The sequence below is a fragment of the Pseudomonas sp. Marseille-Q0931 genome, from assembly GCF_940789645.1.
In the GTDB taxonomy this organism is placed as follows: Bacteria; Pseudomonadota; Gammaproteobacteria; order Pseudomonadales; family Pseudomonadaceae; genus Aquipseudomonas.
Map to the genome: position 1 here is coordinate 248,661 of NZ_CALNWT010000002.1, position 19,685 is coordinate 268,345.

Consider the following 19,685-nt stretch of genomic DNA (forward strand, 5'->3'; position numbering starts at 1 on the left):
TAATCCTGGAGGCAGCCCGGACGGCCGTCTCCAGCGCTCAACTCCACAGGGGCTGCGCCGATGCCGCAACCATTCGTATTTCGCACCATTGATCTCGATGGGCAGACCATCCGCACCGCGGTGCGACCGGGCAACAGCCAACTGGTGCCATTGCTGATCTTCAACGGCATCGGCGCCAACCTCGAGCTGGTGATGCCCTTCGTCGCCGCCCTGGATCCGCAGCTGGAAATCATTGCCTTCGACGTACCCGGCGTCGGCGGTTCATCGACCCCGGCCACACCCTATCGCTTCCCGGGCCTGGCCAAGCTGGCAGCGCGCATGCTCGATTACCTCGACTACGGCCAGGTCAACGCCATCGGCGTGTCCTGGGGCGGCGCCCTGGCGCAGCAATTCGCCCATGATTACCCCGAGCGCTGCAAGAAGCTGATCCTTGCCGCCACCTCGGCCGGTGCGGTGATGGTGCCAGGCAAGCCCAAGGTACTCTGGCGCATGGCCAGTCCACGGCGTTACGTGCAGCCCTCCTATGGCGTGCGTATCGCTCCTGACATCTATGGCGGCGCCTTCCGTCGCGATCCCAAGCTGGCCATGGCGCACGCGAGCAAGGTGCGCTCGGGCGGCAAGATGGGCTACTACTGGCAACTGTTTGCCGGCCTCGGCTGGACCAGCATCCACTGGCTGCACAAGATTCGCCAACCCACGCTGATCATGGCCGGCGACGACGACCCGCTGATTCCCTTGATCAACATGCGCCTGCTGGCCTGGCGCATCCCCAACTCGGAGCTGCACATCATCGACGACGGTCACCTGTTTCTAGTGACCCGCGCCGAAGCGGTGGCGCCGATCATCATGAAATTCCTCGAGGAGGAGCGGCACCGTGCGGTGATGCACCCGCAGCCCACCCCCGTACGCCAGCATTGACGGCACCGGTTTGGTGCGCAATGTTCTGCATGCTCTACAAAGGGGCCGATCACGGCCCCTTCGATTTTCCACAGGCGCTCTGCAATGCACTTCCCGTGCGCCTGGTACAGGGCTTGCTGCACACCCGGCACAAGTACAAGGCGCGCGTCAGGCAGTCCGCGCCATGAAAGTCTCTTGCAGGTCGTTGCAACGATCTGCCAGGCGGTTTGACGATGGAGTGTTACACCATGCGAGACAAGTCGAACCCGGCCTCACTGCCGGCACCTGCCACTTTCATGAATGCCCAAAGCGCAGTAGTGGGCGTACGCGGGCGCGATCTGTTATCGACCATGCGCCTGCTGGCCGCCCAGAGCCTGAAGAACCCAGTACGCAGCGGCCGGCATCTGCTGGCCTTCGGCGGCCAGCTGGGCCGCGTGCTGCTCGGCGATACCCTGCACAAGGTCAACCCGCAGGATGCGCGTTTCGCCGACCCGACCTGGCACCTCAATCCCTTCTATCGACGCAGCCTGCAGGCCTATCTGGCCTGGCAGAAACAGCTGGCGGCGTGGATCGACGATAGCGATCTGTCGGCCGATGATCGCGCCCGCGCACGCTTTCTCGCCTCGCTGATGAGCGACGCGCTGTCGCCGTCCAACAGCCCGCTCAATCCGCAGGCGGTAAAGGAGCTGTTCAACACCGGCGGTAGCAGTGCCTTCAAGGGTTTGCGCCACCTGCTCGACGACCTGCTGCATAACGACGGCCTGCCCAGCCAGGTCAGCAAGCACGCCTTCGAGGTCGGCCGTAATCTGGCCTGCACACCCGGCGCCGTGGTGTTTCGCAACGAGCTGCTGGAGCTGATCCAGTACAAGCCGATGAGCGAAAAGCAGTACCTGCGGCCGCTGCTGATCGTGCCGCCGCAGATCAACAAGTACTACATATTCGATCTGTCCAACGACAAGAGCTTCGTCCAATACGCGCTGAAAAACGGCTTGCAGACCTTCATGATCAGCTGGCGCAACCCGGATCCGCGCCACCGCGAGTGGGGCCTGTCGAGCTATGTGCAGGCGGTCGAGGAAGCCGTCGATGCCTGCCGCGCCATCACCGGCGGCAAGGACGTCAACCTGCTCGGCGCCTGCGCCGGCGGCCTCACCATCGCCGCCCTGCAAGGCCATCTACAGGCACGTCGGCAGTTGCGTAAAGTCTCCAGCGCCACCTACATGGTCAGCCTGCTCGACAGCCAGATCGACAGCCCGGCGATGCTCTTCGCCGATGAGGAAACCCTCGAGTCGGCCAAGCGCCGCTCCTACCAGCAAGGCGTACTCGATGGCCGCGACATGGCCAGGGTGTTCGCCTGGATGCGTCCCAACGACCTGATCTGGAACTACTGGATCAACAATTACCTGCTCGGCAAGCAGCCACCGGCGTTCGACATCCTCTACTGGAACAACGACAACACCCGCCTGCCCGCTGCCCTGCATGGCGACCTGATCGACTTCTTCAAGCACAACCCGCTGCGCCGTGCCGGCGGGCTGGAGGTCTGCGGTACACCGGTCGACCTGGCCAAGGTCAACGTCGACAGCTTCAGCGTGGCCGGCATCAACGATCACATCACGCCCTGGGATGCGGTCTATCGCTCGACCCTGCTGCTTGGCGGCAACCGCCGTTTCATCCTCTCCAACAGCGGCCATATCCAGAGCATTCTCAACCCGCCGGGCAACCCCAAGGCCAACTACTACGAGAACACCAAGCTCACCTCCGACCCGCGCGCCTGGTACCACGAGGCTCAGCATCAACTGGGCAGTTGGTGGCCACAGTGGCTGGAGTGGATTCAGGCGCGTTCCGGCGAGCAGCGGGAAACCCTGATGGCGCTGGGCAACCAGAACCATCCGGCCATGGAGGCGGCACCGGGCACCTACGTGCATATCCGTTGAAAGCAATGGCCGGCAGCGCAGCGGCCGGTTATCGTCAGCTCTTCGCGCTCAGTCGAACAAGAAGCCAAGGATGAAAACCCGCGAACGCATTCTGCAAGCCGCCCTGCAGCTGTTCAATGAGCAGGGCGAGCCCAACGTCTCCACTCTGGAGATCGCCAACGAACTGGACATCAGCCCGGGTAATCTCTACTACCACTTCCACGGCAAGGAGCCGCTGGTGCTGGAGCTGTTCGAACGCTTCCAGAGCGAGATGGCGCCGCTGCTCGACCCGCCTGCCGAGGCCGAACTGGATGTCGAAGACTACTGGCTGTTTCTGCACCTGATCGTCGAGCGCCTGTCGCAGTACCGCTTTCTCTTTCAGGACATGTCCAACCTGGCCGGACGCCTGCCGAAACTGGCGCGTGGCATTCGCCACTGGCTGAACGCGCTGAAACGCACCCTGGCCGCCCTGCTCGCCCGCCTGATGGCCGATGGACAGCTGAACAGCGGTACCCAGGCACTTGGCCAACTGGTCGAGCAGATCACCCTGACCCTGCTGTTCTCCCTCGACTACCAGCGCATCCTCGATCAGGACGCAGAAGTACGCCTGGTGGTGTACCAGATCATGATGCTGGTCGCACCGCACCTGAACCCGCCTTCACGCGGCACGGTCGAGCAGTTGGCAGAACGTTATCTGGAAGCCTGAAATGAAAACGCCCGGCACTAGGCCGGGCGTTTGCGATCCCGAAAAACTCAGGACGAGGCGGCGGGAGTCGCCGGAGCGGCAGCCGGAGCCGGTGTAGCTGCCGGAGTTGCAGCGGTCGTCGGGGCCGGAGTCGGTGCTGCCAGTTTCGCCGCAGTCGCCTTGGGCGCGGCAGGCTTTTTCGCCGCCGGCTTCTTCGCGGCAGCCGGTTTGGCCGCAGGCTTGGCAGCTGCCGGCTTGGCGGCGGTCGCAGGTTTTGCTGCAGCGGCTGGCTTGGCGGCGGGTTTCGCTGCGGCCTTGGCTGCCGGCTTCGCCGCGGGCTTGGCCGCAGGTTTGGCTGCCGGTTTTGCAGCCGCAGCTTTCGAAGCGGCTGGTTTCGCGGCTGGCTTGGCTGCAGCTTTGGCAGCTGGCTTGGCGGCCGGCTTCGCAGCAGGTTTCGCAGCGGCCTTGGCAGCAGGTTTGGGCGCTGCTTTGGCAGCTGGCTTGGCGACCGACTTGGCCGACACGCCGGTGATTTTCTCCAGCTGCTTGGTCAGGCTGTCGACCTTGTCGTTCAATGCCTTGACCTCATTGCGGCTGGGTACGCCCAGACGCGAGATGGCATTGTTCAGACGCTTGTCGAAAGCCTCTTCCAACTCGCCCCACTTGCCGATCGCCTTGCCCCGGACTTCATCGACCTTGGACTTGGCAGAACCGACCTTGCTGCCGACGCCGGACTTCACCGCGTCAACCTGCTTGTCGACTTCGCTCTTGGCCTGCTTCTCGGCTTTCTCGCCGTCCTTGACCAGAGTATCGAACAGCTTGGTGCCGTCCTTGCTGACCTTGGAATAAGCGCCCAAGCCTGCCAACCAGATCTGGCGCGAGTATTTCTCGACCTCGCCGATCCAGGAGCTGGTCTGTTTCTCGGTTTTCTTCTTAACAGCCATCCTGATCTCCTTATTTGGTACGCGCGACGTGCTCGAGCAACGCGCTCAGCTCATCCAGCTTAGCAGAGAGTGTTTCGACGTCCTGCTTGGACGGAATGCCGATGCGGTTCAGAGCGGAAGCCACACGAGTATCGAAAGCCTTCTCGATCTTGTCGAGTCGAACTTCGACCTTGCCTTTAACGCTGGTGACATTGGAATTGACCGACTGCCTGACCGATTCGATCTGGCTGTTGGCGGCCTCGACCTGTTCGTCGACCAGCTTCTTGCCTTTGTTCTCGACACCTTCACCGGCCTTGACCAGTTCCTTGAAGTATTCAGCCCCCTCGACACCCGCCTTGGCATAAGCGCCCAGGCCAGCGAGGTAGATCTTGCGGGCATAGCCCTTCACGTCGTCGAACAGACCGGCCTTGTCTTCGACCACGGCTTCGACTTTTTTCTTCACGGCGACTTTCGACATGGTGCACCTCACGCGCTTTACAGTTAGCGGAAACGCCCACGGAAATGCAGGCTTGGGTACACCCTAGGGAGAAAAATTAGAAATCACATACTAAGAGCAGCTGCTAGCCACAACCCGTAGGGTGGATCACGCTTCACCGATCCACCAACCCGGTGGATGTAAAAAGCGACATCCACCCTACGCGCTAAGAGTCCCGCTCCTACAGGTTCAAGCAAGCGACTTGTCCAGCACCTGCTCGATCTCGCGCTGGATCATGCCGCCCATGGGCGACAGCAGCAGCCCGAGCTTGAGCTCCACACGCACGGTATCTTCACCGACCGTAATGGCGCCGTCGGCGCCGCTGCGCTTGAACTCCAGGGTGTCGCCGTTCCAGCGATAGCGCACGTCGTACTCGCTGGCCAGGCGTTCGGCCAGACGCTCGGCCTTTTCACGGGCGCCCTCGCGACCAAGGGAATGGGTTCGTTCGACACGAATGCGGGACATGGCAACTCCTTGAACTGGCAGCGCGCCGCAAGGCTGCGGCATGAGGTCACATCACTCTACCAGCCCACCGCGCGGCCGGGCACCCGAGCAAGACAAAGACTGCCCGCAGCTTTAGAATGATGCGGTTTTCTATCCGGTGAGAGCGACATGAGCGATCCACGCAAGGCCCAGGAGCAGGAACCCACCACTCACTTCGGTTTCCAGGATGTGCCGGAAAGCCAGAAGGCGGAGAAGGTAGCCGAAGTATTCCACTCGGTGGCGGCCAAGTACGACCTGATGAACGACGTGCTGTCCGGCGGTCTGCACCGCCTGTGGAAGCGCTTCACCATCGAGTTGTCAGGCGTACGCCCGGGCAATCGCGTGCTGGATATCGCCGGCGGTACCGGTGACCTGACCCGCAAGTTCGCCAGCATTGTCGGTCCGACCGGCGAAGTGGTGCTGGCCGATATCAACGACTCGATGCTCAAGGTCGGCCGTGATCGCCTGCTGGACAAGGGCGTGGCCGGCAACGTGCAGTTCGTCCAAGCCGATGCCGAGAAGCTGCCCTTCCCGGACAACCACTTCGACGTGGTCACCATCGCCTTCGGCCTGCGCAACGTAACGCACAAGGAAGACGCCCTGCGCTCCATGCTGCGCGTGCTCAAGCCGGGCGGGCGACTGCTGGTGCTGGAGTTCTCCAAGCCCGGCAACCCGTTGCTGGCCAAGGCCTACGATACCTACTCGTTCAGCTTCATGCCGCTGGCCGGCAAGCTGATCACCAATGATTCGGACAGCTACCGCTACCTCGCCGAGTCGATCCGCATGCACCCGGATCAGGAGACCCTCAAGGCGATGATGGTCGACGCCGGTTTCGAGCGCGTCACCTACCACAACATGACCGGCGGCATCGTCGCCCTGCACAGAGGCATCAAGCCTTAATGCTCATCACGGGTTTGCTGGCCGGCGTCGAGACGGGCCTCAATCGCGTCCTGCGCCTCGATGGTACGGCCTTGCCACGCCTGCAGGCGCTCAGCGGCAAGGTTATCGCCGTGCATTGCCAAAGCCCGGCGCTGGAGCTGTTCATCCTGCCCAGCGGCGACGGTCTGCAGTTGGCCTCACAATGGCACGCGCCCGCCGACTGCACCCTCACCGCACCGGCTGCCAGCCTGGCGCGCCTGGCCCTGAGCCGCGAGAAGACTGCCGTGCTGCATCGCCCGGAAGTCTCGCTCGATGGCGACAGCGCCGTGCTGCTGCAACTGGCAGGCGTCCTGCAGGACCTGGAGCTGGACTGGGAATACGAAATCTCGCGCTGGCTCGGCCCGGTGGCCACTACCCTGCTCGCCGGCCATTTGCGCAGCCGGGTGAACCTGGCCAGCAACGGCGCCGCCAGCCTCAAGCAGGACTTGGCCGACTACCTGGCCGAAGAATCCCGAACCCTGGTGGGACAGCGCGAAGCCGATGTGCGCTTCGCCGAGCTGGACCAACTCAAACTCGCCCTCGACCGCCTGGAAGCACGCATCGAGCGCCTCACTTCTGCCAATAAGCCCGACGCATGAAGCTGCTTGCCGTTCGCCGTCTGTTGCGCATCCAGCGCGTAGTGATCCGCTATCAACTGGACGAGATGCTCTTCGAGCTGCCGCTGCCGTTCTGGCTGCGCACCTTGTCCTGCCTGCTGCCCTGGCGCTGGCTGCCACGCAAGCCGCTGGCGCTGTCGCGCGGCGCGCGCCTGCGCCTGGCGCTAGAGGACCTGGGGCCGATCTTCATCAAGTTCGGCCAGTTGCTGTCCACCCGTCGTGACCTGCTTCCGCCGGACATCGCCGACGAGCTGACGCATCTGCAGGACCGAGTGCCGCCGTTCCCCGAGGATCAGGCCATCGCACTGATCGAGCGCCAGCTCGGCGCGCCGGTGAGCGAGCTGTTCGCCCGCTTCGACAGCCAGCCGCTGGCCTCGGCCTCGGTGGCCCAGGTACATGCCGCGCAGCTCAAGACCGGCGAGGAAGTGGTGGTCAAGGTAGTACGCCCGGGCCTCAAGCCAGTGATCCGCCAGGACCTGGCCTGGCTGTTTCTGATCGCCCGCATCGCCGAGAAGGCCTCGGCCGATGCTCGCCGCCTGCACCCGGTGGAGGTGGTCAGCGACTACGAGAAGACCATCTACGACGAACTCGACCTGCTGCGCGAGGCGGCCAACGCCAGCCAGCTGCGGCGCAACTTCGAAGGTTCGCCACTGCTCTACGTGCCGCAGGTCTACTGGGACCTGTGCCGTCACCAGGTGCTGGTGATGGAGCGCATCTACGGCATTCCGGTGACCGACCTGGCCACCCTGGCCGACCAGCGCACCGACATGAAGCTGCTGGCCGAGCGCGGCGTGGAGATCTTCTTCACCCAGGTGTTCCGCGACAGCTTCTTCCACGCCGACATGCACCCCGGCAATATCTTCGTCAGCACCCGCACGCCCTGGAGCCCGCAGTACATCGCCATCGACTGCGGCATCGTCGGCAGCCTCACCGACGAGGACCAGGACTACCTGGCGCGCAACCTGCTGGCCTTCTTCAAGCGCGACTACCGCAAGGTGGCGCAGCTGCACATCGACTCGGGCTGGGTACCGGCAGAAACCAAGGTCAACGAGTTCGAGGCCGCTATCCGCACCGTGTGCGAGCCGATCTTCGAAAAGCCGCTTAAGGACATCTCCTTCGGCCAGTTGCTGCTGCGCCTGTTCCAGACCGCCCGTCGCTTCAACATGGAAGTGCAGCCCCAACTCGTGCTGCTGCAGAAGACCCTGCTCAATATCGAAGGCCTGGGCCGCCAGCTGTATCCGGATCTGGACCTGTGGAGCACTGCCCAGCCTTACCTCGAACGCTGGATGCGCGAGCGCATCAGCCCGCTGCATCTGCTGCGCAACCTGCAGCAACAGGCCGAGCAGGTGCCGCACCTGTCGCAGATCGCGCGCGACACCCTGGAGCGCCTGCAGCGCTCGCAGCAACGGGAAGAACAACGTCCGGACAATGATCGCTGGCCACTGCGCCTGCTCGGCGCCGCGCTGATCGGCGCCGGCACCATTCAAGGCCTGGCACCGCTGCTGGCCGCCTGGCCCGCCTGGCTGATGGTCGGCGGTGGACTCTATCTGGTGCTGCGCCGATAGCCAGCTAGCCACGGCGCTGGCACACTTGGCGAATTGACAGTCCGGCAGCCCCGGCAGACTTGGAACACCGATGAACGATTGGCTCGACGAAATCCACTGGAACGAAGACGGCCTGGTGCCGGCCATCGCCCAGGAACACCAGACCGGCCGCATCCTGATGATGGCCTGGATGAACCGCGAATCCCTCGCCCTTACCATCAGCGAACAGCGCGCCATCTACTGGTCGCGCTCGCGCGGCAAGCTGTGGCGCAAGGGCGAGGAATCCGGCCATGTACAGAAGCTGCACGAGCTGCGCCTGGACTGCGACGCAGACGTCATCGTGCTGATGGTCGAGCAACTGGGCGGCATCGCCTGCCACACCGGGCGTGAGAGCTGCTTCTATCGCGTTTATGAGAATGGCGGCTGGAAAACCGTCGACGCCGTGCTGAAAGATCCGCACGCCATCTATGCAGGACACAGCCATGAGTGACACCCTGAGCCGCCTGGCCGAAGTACTGGAAGCGCGCAAAGGCGCAGCGCCGGACAGCTCCTATGTCGCCAGCCTGTATCACAAGGGCCTGAACAAGATTCTGGAAAAGGTCGGTGAGGAATCGGTGGAAACCATCCTCGCCGCCAAGGACGCCGCCGCCAGCGGTGACTGCAAGGACCTGATCTACGAAACCGCCGATCTGTGGTTCCACAGCCTGGTCATGCTTGCCGCCCTCGGCCAGCATCCACAGGCCGTGCTGGATGAACTGGATCGCCGTTTCGGCCTCTCCGGCCACGCGGAAAAAGCCGCGCGACCGCAATCGGAATAACTTTTACAACGGAGTACTCATCATGGGATTCGGCGGTATCAGCATCTGGCAACTCCTGATCGTCCTGCTCATCGTGGTCATGCTGTTCGGCACCAAGCGCCTGAAGAACCTGGGCTCAGACCTGGGCGACGCGATCAAGGGCTTCCGCAAGTCGATGGACAACGGTGAGGCCGACAAGCCGGCCGTGGAAGAACCCAAGGGCCAGACCATCGACGCCCAGGCACGCAAGGTCGAAGAGCCGGCGAAGAAAGACTAAGCCATGTTCGACATCGGTTTTACCGAACTGCTGCTGGTCGGTCTGGTGGCCCTGGTGGTGCTCGGCCCCGAGCGCCTGCCCGGCGCCGTGCGCACCACCGGCCTGTGGATCGGCCGGATCAAGCGCAGCTTCAATTCGATCAAGGCCGAGGTGGAGCGGGAGATCGGCGCCGACGAAATCCGCCGCCAGCTGCACAACGAGCGGATTCTCGAGCTGGAGCGGGAAATGAAGGCGATGAAGCAGGACATCCTCGACACCACCAGCCTCAACCCGGGTAGCGAGACCAGCAAAAGCGCCGCCGAGCCGACCCCGCCCGCCGCCCAGGACAAGAATCCCCAGCCATGAGCAAACTGCCGGACGCCGACCAGGAAATGCCCTTGGTCTCGCACCTGACCGAGCTGCGCACGCGTCTGTTGCGCTGCGTGGTGATCATCCTGCTGATCTTCGGCGGGCTGTTTTACTTCGCTCAGGATATCTACGCCCTGGTGGCGGCGCCGCTGCGCGCCTATCTGCCGGAAGGTGCGACGATGATCGCCACCGGCGTCGCCTCGCCCTTCCTCACGCCGTTCAAGCTGACCCTGATGTGCGCGCTGTTCCTCGGCATGCCGGTGATCCTGCACCAGGCCTGGGGCTTCATCGCCCCGGGGTTGTACACCCACGAGCGACGCATCGCGGTGCCGCTGCTGATCTCCAGTATCTTCCTGTTCTACGCCGGCATGGCCTTCGCCTACTTCGTGGTGTTCCCGATCATGTTCGGCTTCTTCGCCAGCGTGACCCCGCAAGGGGTGGCGATGATGACCGACATTGGCCAGTACCTGGACTTCGTCCTGACGCTGTTCTTCGCTTTCGGTGTGGCCTTCGAGATTCCCATCGCCACCTTCCTGGTGATCTGGGTCGGACTGGTCGATGTCGCAACCTTGCGCAAGAGCCGCCCGTACGTGATTGTCGGCTGCTTCGTGGTCGGCATGGTGCTGACGCCGCCGGACGTGTTCTCGCAAACCTTGCTGGCCCTGCCGATGTGGCTGTTGTTCGAAAGCGGCCTGCTGGCCGGCGCGCTGGTCAAGCGCAAGCGCGACGAGGAACAGGGCGAAGAACAGGCCGAGCCCGAAGACCAGCCCCCCGCGCCGCTGTCGTGAACCTGCTGCTGCTGGAAGACGCCGATTTCGTCGGCGTCGATCGAGTTCGCCTCACTGGCAGGCGCCTGAAGCATCTGCATGAGGTGCATCGCGCCGAAGCGGGTGATCGTCTGCGCGTCGGCCGCCTTGGCGGGATGATGGGCGAGGGGCATCTACTCGCCCTGGATACCGAACATGCAGAGCTGCAGGTCAGCTTCGACCAGCCGCCACCGGCCAAGCTGCCGCTGACCCTGGTCCTCGCCCTGCCCCGCCCGAAGATGCTCAAGCGTGTGCTGCAGACGGTCAGCGCGATGGGCGTACCGCGTCTGGTGCTGGTCAACAGCTACCGGGTGGAAAAGAGCTTCTGGCAGACGCCATTCCTGGAGGCCGAGGCGATTCGCGAACAGCTGATTCTCGGCCTGGAACAAGCGCGGGATACGGTGCTGCCCGAGGTGAGCATCGAGAAGCGCTTCAAGCCCTTCGTCGAGGATCGCCTGCCGGCGTTGACAACCGGCACGCTGGGTCTGATCGGCCACCCGGGCGACTACCCGGCCTGCCCGCGCGCGGTGCAGCAGCCGGTGACCCTGGCCATCGGCCCGGAAGGTGGCTGGATTCCCTACGAAGTCGAGCTACTGCGCGAAGCCGCAGGCCTGCAACCGGTGCAGTTGGGCGAGCGCATTCTACGGGTGGAGACGGCGGTGCCAGCGTTACTGGCCCGGTTGTTCTGAACGAGAACGACCAATCTGTAGGAGCGAGCGCTATACCTCGAGCAGGAAGGTTACCGGCCCATCGTTGACCAGGTGCACCTGCATATTGGCGCCGAAACGTCCGGTGCCGACCTGAGGGTGCTGGGCCTTGGCCATCTCGACCAAGGCATCGAATAGTGCAGCGCCCTGCGCAGGCGGCGCTGCGCTGGAAAAGCTGGGGCGCATGCCGCTCTTGGTATCGGCGGCCAGGGTGAATTGCGAGACCAGCAGGAGACCTCCCTGCACGTCCGTCAGCGAGCGGTTCATCTTGCCCGCCTCGTCGCTGAATACGCGGTAGTTCAGCAGTTTGTGCAGGGCGCGGGCGAGGCTGGCCTGATCGTCCTGCGGCTCGATGCCGACCAGTGCCAGCAGGCCCTGATCGATGCTGCCTACCACCTCGCCGTCGACCTCGACCTTCGCTGCGCTGACGCGCTGGATCAGCAGCTTCATGCGTCCTCCGGCGGCAGGTCGAGCAGGCGGCGGGCCATCTGCTCGGTGGCGCGGATCAGCGCATCGGTGATACCGGGTTCCGCCGCCGAGTGGCCGGCGTCGCGGATGATCTGCAGCTCGCTGTTGGGCCAAGCCTGGTGCAGTGCCCAGGCGTTGTCCAGCGGGCAGATGGCGTCATAGCGGCCGTGCACGATGATGCCCGGCAGGTGGGCGATTTTCGGCATGTCGCGCAGAAGCTGGTTCGGCTCGAGAAAGGCATCATTGACGAAGTAGTGGCACTCGATACGGGCAATGGACAGCGCTCGATGCGCCTCGCTGAAGCGCTCGACCACCTGGGTGTTCGGGCGCAACGTGGCGGTACGCCCTTCCCAGGTCGACCAGGCCTTGGCCGCGTGCATCTGGGCGATCTGGTCGGCACCGGTCAGGCGCTTGTAAAAGGCCTGTATCAGATCGCCGCGCTCCTCTGGCGGAATCGGCGCGATATAGTCTTCCCAGTAATCGGGGAACAGGCGGCTGGCGCCCTCCTGATAGAACCAGCTGAACTCCTGCGGCCGGCACAGGAAGATGCCGCGTAGAATCAGCCCGAGCACCCGCTGCGGATGCGCTTGCGCGTAGGCCAGCGCCAAGGTGAAACCCCAGGAGCCGCCGAACAGCACGAACCTGTCGATCCCCAGGTGCTCGCGAATACGCTCGATATCACCGATCAGCGCCTGGGTGGTGTTGTTCTCCAGGCTCGCGTGCGGCATGGAACGACCACAGCCGCGCTGGTCGAAGGTAACGATGCGATACAGGGCAGGGTCGAAATAGCGGCGGCTGGCAGAATCACAGCCGGCGCCCGGGCCGCCATGGATGAACAACACCGGCAACCCGTCCTCCGAGCCGCTCTCGTCGACGTACAGCACGTGCGGCGCCTCGACCGCCAGCTCATGGCGTGCGTAGGGTTTGATCTCCGGATACAAAGTCTGCATGGTTGGCTCCTGTTCGCTGGGCTACAACTGCCGTGTCCGCTCTGCCCGGCATCATAACCATGAAAAGGAAGTTCAGCATGTCGATGCGTCATCTATCCTGGTCGCTGTTCATGACTATCACCCTCCTGCTCGCCGGCTGCGGCGGCCGGGACGACCCGCAGGCTGCACTGGAAGCCGCTGTTCAGCAGTTGCAGGACAATATCGAAGCCAAGAGCACCGGTGCGGTAATGGACCAGTTGCATGGCGATTTCCTGGCCCGCCAGGAGCTTGATCGCGAATGGGCCAAGCGCACCATGACCCTGCTGTTTCTGCGCCACAAGAACATCAAGGTGCTCGCCCTGGGCAAGAATAGCTGGATCGACAAGGCCATCAGCAGCAAGGGTTACACCGAGGCGCAGGTGGGCCTGAGCGGCGCCGAAGGATTGATTCCCGACAGTGCGCGGCACTATTCGGTGAAACTGGAGTGGTGGCTCGACGACGGCGAATGGAAGCTCGCGCGCCTGGATTGGGAGTGAAGGCGTAGCCCGAATGCAATCCGTGACAGTCCGGAAAAACATCCCCGGATTGCATCCGGGCTACAGGGATATCAGTCGGCCTTGCGCCAGATCAGCTCCGAGGTCACGTAACCCTGCTCGCGCGCGATGTCGAGCAGCTTGTTGCGGGTTTCCTGGTCGATTTCCGGAGTGCGCGACAGCAGCCACAGGTACTTGTGCTCCGGGTGGCCGACCAGCGCCACGCGGTAGTCCTCGTCGTGGTAGATCACCCAGTAGTCGCCCTTGATCGGCAGCAGCTTGCTGGCCCAGTTATCGAAGGTGACCCAGAGCTTGTCGGTCTTGCCTTCGACCTGAGGCTCGGCCACGCCCTTGGCCTCGATCCACTCGCCATCCTTGTCGCGGCAGCGGTTGGTCACGTCGATGCGGCCATCGTCACGCAGACCATAATGCGCCTCGGACTGCACGCAGTTGCGCTGGAAGAACATCGGCAGGCGCGCCAGCTCGTACCAGGTGCCCTGGTAGCGCTGCAAGTCGACCTGCATGGTCTGCGGCGGCGGCTTCTGAATGCTGCCGGTACCGGAGTTGGCACAGCCGGCGAGGGCGAGAATGGCGCTGGCGATTAGGATCGAACGCATGGAAGCTCCTGTTTACTTGAGTCCCTTGCCGGAAAACAGCATGACTTTGTTCCCGGCGTACTGGACGCTGATATAGGCCTTGTCGTCGCCCCAGGTACAGCTGGTCATCCCCAGCGCACCGGCACACTCGGCCGGCGTACCGAGCAGGCTTTCAACCTCCTGCTTGCTCATGCCGGCTTCGAGTTTGGAGTAGTTTTCCTGATTGATCTTGCTGCAGGCGGCAAGCAGGCAGCAGGCGAGCAACGCGACGATACGCATCGACATGGATAAAGCTCCAGATGGGAAGGTGCCGGCAAGCTTGGCATAGCCGGCGACGACTTGCCCGATTGGAGTTCAGAAACGCGAGCCGGGTTCCCGCAGGAAGGCCTGTTCTTCGTCAGTGCAGGCGCGCCCCAGAATCGCGTTGCGATGGGGGAAGCGCCCGAAACGGGCGATAATCCGCTGGTGGCGCTCGGCGAAATCGAGGAAGTCGGCGAATAACGTCTGCTCGTCGGCGGCGGCTTCGTTCACCAGGCTGGCGAACAGCTCGACAGCGCGGTTCTGCAAGGGCAGGTCTTCGGCATGCTCGAACACCAGATAGGCAAACACCCGCTGGATGGGTGCCAGCCTGCGATCCCAATCGCGATCCAACCCTGCTTGCAACAGCGGGCGAGCTAGGCGGTCACCGGCGAAGGCCCGGGGCGTATCGCGGAAGATCATACGCGGCAACTGATCGAGAAGAATCAGTTGCGCCAGCCAGCCCTGTGGGTCATCCGCCCAGCCTTGCAGCTCGCCGGCAAGGGCCCGCTCGACCAATGCGCCGAAACGCACCTCGGCCTCGCGATCCTGGCTGTCACGCTTGCCGAACCACAAACCGTGGCGCGCCGCCGCCACTTCGGTGGCGGTGCCGTGATCGGCACCGAACCACCAGTCGAGCAACAGCTGCCAGGCGTGCATCAGCTACGGTGATAGGCGGTAACGCGCAACACTTCTTCCTTGGAGCCGAGGAAGACCGGCACGCGCTGGTGCAGCGAGGTGGGCTGGATATCGAGAATGCGCTGGCTACCGTCGGTGGCAGCGCCGCCAGCCTGCTCGATGATCATCGACATCGGGTTGGCTTCGTACATCAGGCGCAGCTTGCCCGGCTTCTCGGGCTCGCGAGCGTCACGCGGGTACATGAACACGCCGCCACGGGTAAGGATGCGATGCACGTCGGCCACCATCGAGGCGATCCAGCGCATGTTGTAGTTGCGCCCCAGCGGCCCGGTCTCGCCGGCCAGCAGCTCGGACACGTAACGCTGCACCGGCGCTTCCCAGTGACGCTGGTTGGACATGTTGATGGCGAATTCCTTGGTCGACTCCGGCACCTTGATATTGTCGTGGGTGAGCACGAAGCTGCCCAGTTCGCGATCCAGGGTGAAGCCCTTGACGCCGTCGCCAAGGGTCAGCATCAGCATGGTCTGCGGACCGTAGATGGCGTAGCCGGCCGCAACCTGCTGCGTGCCCGGCTGGAGGAAAGCCTCCTCGCCCAGGTCACCGGTCTCGCCGTTGCGCTCGGGGCAACGCAGCACCGAGAAGATGGTGCCGACCGAAACGTTGACATCGATGTTGCTGGAGCCGTCCAGCGGGTCGAATACCAGCAGGTAGGCGCCTTTCGGATACTTGCCGGGGATCTGGTAGGCATTGTCCATTTCCTCGGACGCCATACCGGCCAGGTGGCCACCCCATTCGTTGGCTTCGAGCAGGATCTCGTTGGAGATCACATCGAGCTTCTTCTGTACCTCGCCCTGTACGTTCTCGCTGTCCAGGCTGCCCAGTACGCCGCCGAGGGCGCCCTTGGAAACCTGGTGGCTGATCGCCTTGCAGGCCCGTGCTACGACTTCGATAAGGAAACGCAGGTCGGCCGGGGTGTTATGGCTGCGAGTCTGCTCGATCAGGTAGCGGCTCAGGGTGACGCGGGACATGGACGGCTCCGGAAAGGGGAAAAATCGCGCGCAGTTTAACCCGTTCCCGCCATGGCCGCCTCCCTGAGGCCACGACGAGCAGGAGAAAATGACGAAGCGCGCTTCGGACCGGCTGCCAGCGCTCTTCAGAGGAAGTACGCTGGCGTCGGAACGACTCTTAGAGCTCCAGTGACAGGGAAAGATTCAAACCATGCTGGGCTTCATCGTCGGCATGCCGGTAGCTATAGCTGCCGCGTAGCGACAAACCGTTCCCCAGGTTATGGCTGACACCGACATGACCGCGCCACATACGATCGTCGGGTTGATAGCCAGGCAGTTCGAAACCGATCCCCGGCAGGCTGTTAAGAGCCATGCGCACTTCGCTTGGATCGTCTTCATATTCCCGCTCCATCGCCAGCTCAGCGAAGAGACGGGTCTGTGGCGTGAGGTCGTAAAGCCCCTGCAGGCCGGCACCGAGACGCTTGGATTTGCGCACCTGATCTCCGTAGCTCAGGGCCGTGGAGCGTTGACCATCCTCGGCATAGCCGTCCACTTCGATCCGCGCATAGTCGGCGCTCAGGAAAGGGCTCAGGTGCCACTGGCTGCCAGGCTGAGCGATGTCGTAGCCGAAGCGGCCGCTGAAGGCCCACAGATCACCGTCGGTATCGCCCTTTTCCGAGTTGGTGGCAGGACCGATAGCGAACTTGCGCTTGAGGTCGTCGTAGTCGAGACGACCGATACTGGCGGACAAATCGCCCCACCAGCGATTGTGCTGATACTGCGCGAACGCAGTGCCCAGGTAGCTGCGCAGATCGTAATCGGAATCTGCAGCACCTGCTTCCAGGCTCTGCTGGTAAAGCCCGGCGGCCAGACCCAGGCGCCAGGCATCACTGACTCGATAACTGGTCCCGAAGTTGAGGCTGTAGCCATTGCCATCGGCATCGCCATCGTGCAGATCGTAATCCAGGCGCTGGCCGCCGGTGTTGATGAAGGCACGCCACTGCCCTACCCCTTGCCAGGCTTCCCAGTCAGCAAGCCACTGAGCGCGCAACTGGTCCTGGTGGCCACGCAGCGTACCCAATGCCATTTCCGGCAGAAGCGTGATTTCCCAGGGCGCCGCGAGAAGCGAGTAGGCATAGTCGGCAATGATACGCTGCCCGGCGATTGTCGGATGAACGCTGTCGTTGAACAGTAGCTTGGTCGGGTCAGGATTGGTGCCATTGACCCCGTAAACCGGGTGTTGGTTGGTGCAGTCATCGAAACAGCTGCCGATTACCGCGTCACGGTCATCGACCAGGCCGTAACGGCCGGGATCAGCCAGTGTTTCCGAAAGATTGAGCGGGATATTCAGCGGGATCACATTGGCATTGACGGTTGCCAACTGACTTACCACCTCCTGGTTGAAGTCGCTTCCCAGCCCGGAAAGGAAGTCCTGCAGTCCGCCACCGTAGAAATTCGGTGTGAGACCGATATCCGGCAGCAGCCACACCATGATGTAGCGCGCGCCTGCCTGCTGCAGAACCTCGACGCTGTCGACCAGCCTACCGCCAGCCGCTTGAGCGCTGGCGGTATCGATTACACGAAACTGAAGAAAATCATTCCCACCACCGGTGAGGTAATACAACGCGTTGGGATCGGCACGCCCGCCGCTGGAGGCCAGGTACCCGCCTGGACCGCTGATGGTGTTGAGGATCTCGTCGGTACGATAGCCACCAACCGCCCAGTTGTTGCCACCCTCAACCGAATTCGCCGGCCCCAGGCCTGCTCCACCCAAACCAAGGGCATCGCCAAGCAGCATGGGCGCCACCGGGCCGAAAGCTTCGCCACTGCCGTCCTGATAGGTAGGGCCAACTCGATTGGTGAAACGGGTAGTAGCACCGGCAGGGCCGTCAGCATCAGTAAACCAGCCTGCATCACTGAGGCTGTCACCAAATACGTGCAATGCACTGTAGGGGGCGGCGTAAAGAGGATGGGCGCTAGCCAGCAAACAGGCAGCCGCCAGCGGTTTGAGCAGACGTTTCATGGCAAGTCCTTATTGTTGTTGGAATGAACTTCTCAACAAATGTAGCGGCTCCTGCGCTGAAAAACATCCAGTTGGCTGCGATATTCACTCTATGAAGCCAAAGCTATACGATTCCTCCCGCCGCGTTTGGCCGCATACAGTGCTATGTCTGCCGCATGCAGCAGCGCATCGAGTTGTCCACCATTGGCCGGCCATACCGCAATGCCAGCGGACAAGGTCACAGGCATCGTACCCATGCGCGTCGGGTGCTCCACGCTCGCCAGCTGCATGCGCAGCGATTCGAGTCGAGCGTGCGCAGCCTGCGCATTCAACCCCGACAGAATCAGCAGAAATTCCTCGCCACCGATACGGAATACCGCGTCGGTGCTGCGCAGGTTGTCCAAGAGGTGCTGTGCCACGGACTTGAGCACGTCGTCGCCTACCAGGTGACCGTACTCGTCGTTGAGCTGCTTGAAATGGTCGAGATCGATAAGCGCCAGTGCCAATGGCAGATTTTCGCGCTGCGCCCTGGCCAGTTCACGGTCGAAGAACTCATCCAGATAGCGACGGTTGTAGAGTCCGGTCAGCGGGTCGCACAACGCCTGCTCACGCAGTTGCTCGTGCAAAACGGAAATGGTGCGCAAGCGCTCCTCGCTGACGGCCAGGGCCTCGGCCAGCTTGAGCTCGGCGAGATGGCGCTGCGTGACATCACGCACATAAAGCATGCGCCCAAGCAGAACCGGGCCGTTGCGCGTCGTGCGCTCGATCCCGCGTACACGCACTTCGTAGTAGCGCGCGGCGCTGGTCAGGCTGAGCATCTGCTCGCTCGCCTCGCCCTCGTGCTGTTCGAGCAAGCGCTGCAGGTCGGCGCCGAATACCGGCCAGTCGGCCAGCGCTTGACCTTGCCAGCCCTGTTGCAGCCCTGCCAGTTTGAGCGCTGCCGGGTTTGCCTCGATCACCCGCCCACGCGGGTCGACCACCAGCACCGGATCGATCAGCGCTTCGAGCAGCAGGTGCCGCGCCACCGGCAGCAGGTCGAACAGGCGCACGCCGTGAATCAGCCAGGCGAAGGCGACCAGGGTAAAGGCGAAGCAGAACGGCGTGGGGTCGACGCCAAACACCGTCCAGCCGAACACCAAGTAAGCGATGTTGGCTGTCCAGGGCGCTGCCGTGACCAGAACGAAACCCAGATAATGTCGCCGATGCAACCCGTGGCTGAGCACCGCTGCACGCACCACCACGCCCATGCAGAACGCCATCAATAGGTAGACATAAGCCGCGGTGGCGTAGAACAGCGGACCATGCCGATAAAGCACCGGAGCCCCGGGGCTGTCGTTGATCGGGCCGGTGCTGGCTAGGTAGAACAGGTTGTGCCAGGGGTTGCTCAGCGCAATGATCCAGACCAGCACGGGCATCAGGCTCAGCGCCAGCACCCCGGCACGCGGCACCGGTGTGCGCACACTGTTGACGTACTGCCAGAGAAATACCGCCCAGAACGTGGGCGTGAACAGGATGCCGAGCCAGGCGAGGCCGGAGAGGAACATCTTGCACTCTGCCGACATCACGCTCAGTTCGAGTGATGCGCAGGCCATCCACCAGAGGCTGGAAAGGTGCAGCAGTATGAAGCTGTCGCGTCCTGGAAAATCGCGCTGGCGGGTCATCCAGTGCGCCAGCAGGATGACGCCAAAGCACACTAGCAGAGTGACGAGAACCGGGGGCGACGGTGACCAGCCCGGCGCCAGGCAGGCCTGCATCAACCGGGCCTCCGTTGGCAAAAGCCTTTTACGGAGGGAACGATGAAGCAAG

24 protein-coding genes are annotated in these 19,685 nt (G+C 63.1%); 13 read left to right on the forward strand and 11 right to left on the reverse strand.

Features of this window, described 5'->3' with window-relative positions:
- Positions 1–60: 60 nt before the first annotated feature.
- The 3 genes from phaZ (at position 61) to P3C50_RS07400 (ending at position 3,513) form a co-directional block, all read left to right on the forward strand.
- Positions 61–918 carry a poly(3-hydroxyalkanoate) depolymerase gene (phaZ, locus tag P3C50_RS07390; protein WP_197856959.1) on the forward strand — a complete coding sequence of 286 codons (858 nt, stop codon included), beginning with the start codon at positions 61–63 and terminating at the stop codon, positions 916–918.
- A 227-nt stretch (positions 919–1,145) separates the two neighbouring features.
- Positions 1,146–2,828 carry a class II poly(R)-hydroxyalkanoic acid synthase gene (gene phaC, locus P3C50_RS07395; protein WP_275545501.1) on the forward strand — a complete coding sequence of 561 codons (1,683 nt, stop codon included), beginning with the start codon at positions 1,146–1,148 and terminating at the stop codon, positions 2,826–2,828.
- Between the two features lie 70 nt (positions 2,829–2,898).
- On the forward strand, positions 2,899–3,513 hold the full coding sequence (locus tag P3C50_RS07400; RefSeq protein ID WP_275545502.1) for a TetR/AcrR family transcriptional regulator: 615 nt from the start codon (positions 2,899–2,901) through the stop codon (positions 3,511–3,513).
- A 47-nt stretch (positions 3,514–3,560) separates the two neighbouring features.
- On the opposite strand, the gene P3C50_RS07405 is transcribed toward P3C50_RS07400, so the two are convergent.
- From P3C50_RS07405 to P3C50_RS07415, 3 genes are all read right to left on the reverse strand, one after another.
- Positions 3,561–4,436 (reverse strand): phasin family protein, encoded by an 876-nt coding sequence (locus tag P3C50_RS07405; RefSeq protein ID WP_275545503.1) that lies wholly within the window; start codon positions 4,434–4,436, stop codon positions 3,561–3,563.
- 10 nt (positions 4,437–4,446) lie between these two features.
- The gene (locus tag P3C50_RS07410; RefSeq protein WP_197856955.1) at positions 4,447–4,893 is read right to left on the reverse strand and encodes a phasin family protein; all 447 of its coding nucleotides are present in this window, start codon (positions 4,891–4,893) and stop codon (positions 4,447–4,449) included.
- Positions 4,894–5,100: 207 nt separating this feature from the next.
- Positions 5,101–5,376 (reverse strand): polyhydroxyalkanoic acid system family protein, encoded by a 276-nt coding sequence (locus P3C50_RS07415; protein ID WP_275545504.1) that lies wholly within the window; start codon positions 5,374–5,376, stop codon positions 5,101–5,103.
- A 147-nt stretch (positions 5,377–5,523) separates the two neighbouring features.
- On the opposite strand from P3C50_RS07415, the gene ubiE reads away from it, so the two are divergent.
- The 9 genes from ubiE (at position 5,524) to P3C50_RS07460 (ending at position 11,390) form a co-directional block, all read left to right on the forward strand.
- Positions 5,524–6,294 carry a bifunctional demethylmenaquinone methyltransferase/2-methoxy-6-polyprenyl-1,4-benzoquinol methylase UbiE gene (ubiE, locus tag P3C50_RS07420; RefSeq protein WP_275545505.1) on the forward strand — a complete coding sequence of 257 codons (771 nt, stop codon included), beginning with the start codon at positions 5,524–5,526 and terminating at the stop codon, positions 6,292–6,294.
- Positions 6,294–6,911 carry a ubiquinone biosynthesis accessory factor UbiJ gene (locus P3C50_RS07425; protein WP_275545506.1) on the forward strand — a complete coding sequence of 206 codons (618 nt, stop codon included), beginning with the start codon at positions 6,294–6,296 and terminating at the stop codon, positions 6,909–6,911. Before ubiE ends, P3C50_RS07425 begins: the two co-directional genes overlap by 1 nt.
- A complete protein-coding gene (ubiB, locus tag P3C50_RS07430; protein WP_197857976.1) occupies positions 6,908–8,494 on the forward strand; it encodes a ubiquinone biosynthesis regulatory protein kinase UbiB in 1,587 nt (528 codons plus the stop codon). Before P3C50_RS07425 ends, ubiB begins: the two co-directional genes overlap by 4 nt.
- Positions 8,495–8,564: 70 nt before the next feature.
- On the forward strand, positions 8,565–8,963 hold the full coding sequence (hisI, locus tag P3C50_RS07435) for a phosphoribosyl-AMP cyclohydrolase (RefSeq protein ID WP_275545507.1): 399 nt from the start codon (positions 8,565–8,567) through the stop codon (positions 8,961–8,963).
- Positions 8,956–9,291 carry a phosphoribosyl-ATP diphosphatase gene (locus P3C50_RS07440; protein ID WP_011920745.1) on the forward strand — a complete coding sequence of 112 codons (336 nt, stop codon included), beginning with the start codon at positions 8,956–8,958 and terminating at the stop codon, positions 9,289–9,291. The genes hisI and P3C50_RS07440 overlap by 8 nt, the downstream gene beginning before the upstream one ends.
- A 22-nt stretch (positions 9,292–9,313) precedes the next feature.
- Entirely contained in the window at positions 9,314–9,547 is a 234-nt protein-coding gene (gene tatA, locus P3C50_RS07445; protein ID WP_197857977.1) for a twin-arginine translocase TatA/TatE family subunit, read from the forward strand.
- Positions 9,548–9,550: 3 nt separating this feature from the next.
- Positions 9,551–9,892 carry a Sec-independent protein translocase protein TatB gene (tatB, locus tag P3C50_RS07450; RefSeq protein WP_275545508.1) on the forward strand — a complete coding sequence of 114 codons (342 nt, stop codon included), beginning with the start codon at positions 9,551–9,553 and terminating at the stop codon, positions 9,890–9,892.
- Positions 9,889–10,683, forward strand: a complete 795-nt coding sequence (gene tatC / locus P3C50_RS07455; RefSeq protein WP_197857979.1) for a twin-arginine translocase subunit TatC — start codon at positions 9,889–9,891, stop codon at positions 10,681–10,683. Before tatB ends, tatC begins: the two co-directional genes overlap by 4 nt.
- Positions 10,680–11,390: a 16S rRNA (uracil(1498)-N(3))-methyltransferase gene (locus P3C50_RS07460; RefSeq protein ID WP_197857980.1), complete on the forward strand. Its 711-nt coding sequence runs from the start codon at positions 10,680–10,682 to the stop codon at positions 11,388–11,390. The genes tatC and P3C50_RS07460 overlap by 4 nt, the downstream gene beginning before the upstream one ends.
- A 30-nt stretch (positions 11,391–11,420) precedes the next feature.
- On the opposite strand, the gene dtd is transcribed toward P3C50_RS07460, so the two are convergent.
- A complete protein-coding gene (gene dtd, locus P3C50_RS07465; protein ID WP_275545509.1) occupies positions 11,421–11,858 on the reverse strand; it encodes a D-aminoacyl-tRNA deacylase in 438 nt (145 codons plus the stop codon).
- Positions 11,855–12,826, reverse strand: coding sequence for a prolyl aminopeptidase (pip, locus tag P3C50_RS07470; protein ID WP_275545510.1), 972 nt, complete (start codon positions 12,824–12,826; stop codon positions 11,855–11,857). Before pip ends, dtd begins: the two co-directional genes overlap by 4 nt.
- Before the next feature lie 77 nt (positions 12,827–12,903).
- Between pip and P3C50_RS07475 the strand changes: the two genes are divergently transcribed.
- On the forward strand, positions 12,904–13,341 hold the full coding sequence (locus tag P3C50_RS07475; RefSeq protein ID WP_275545511.1) for a hypothetical protein: 438 nt from the start codon (positions 12,904–12,906) through the stop codon (positions 13,339–13,341).
- A 71-nt stretch (positions 13,342–13,412) separates the two neighbouring features.
- On the opposite strand, the gene P3C50_RS07480 is transcribed toward P3C50_RS07475, so the two are convergent.
- From P3C50_RS07480 to P3C50_RS07505, 6 genes are all read right to left on the reverse strand, one after another.
- Complete coding sequence (locus P3C50_RS07480) at positions 13,413–13,955, reverse strand: lipocalin family protein (protein WP_275545512.1); 543 nt, start codon at positions 13,953–13,955, stop codon at positions 13,413–13,415.
- 12 nt (positions 13,956–13,967) lie between these two features.
- Positions 13,968–14,219 carry an outer membrane protein assembly factor BamE domain-containing protein gene (gene bamE / locus P3C50_RS07485; protein ID WP_275545513.1) on the reverse strand — a complete coding sequence of 84 codons (252 nt, stop codon included), beginning with the start codon at positions 14,217–14,219 and terminating at the stop codon, positions 13,968–13,970.
- 69 nt (positions 14,220–14,288) lie between these two features.
- Positions 14,289–14,891, reverse strand: a complete 603-nt coding sequence (locus tag P3C50_RS07490; RefSeq protein ID WP_275545514.1) for a DUF924 family protein — start codon at positions 14,889–14,891, stop codon at positions 14,289–14,291.
- Complete coding sequence (locus P3C50_RS07495; protein WP_197857987.1) at positions 14,891–15,898, reverse strand: class 1 fructose-bisphosphatase; 1,008 nt, start codon at positions 15,896–15,898, stop codon at positions 14,891–14,893. Before P3C50_RS07495 ends, P3C50_RS07490 begins: the two co-directional genes overlap by 1 nt.
- A gap of 157 nt (positions 15,899–16,055) precedes the next feature.
- The gene (gene estP, locus P3C50_RS07500) at positions 16,056–17,900 is read right to left on the reverse strand and encodes an esterase EstP (protein WP_275545515.1); all 1,845 of its coding nucleotides are present in this window, start codon (positions 17,898–17,900) and stop codon (positions 16,056–16,058) included.
- Positions 17,901–17,989: 89 nt separating this feature from the next.
- Positions 17,990–19,633, reverse strand: a complete 1,644-nt coding sequence (locus P3C50_RS07505; RefSeq protein ID WP_275545516.1) for a histidine kinase N-terminal 7TM domain-containing protein — start codon at positions 19,631–19,633, stop codon at positions 17,990–17,992.
- Positions 19,634–19,685: the final 52 nt, after the last annotated feature.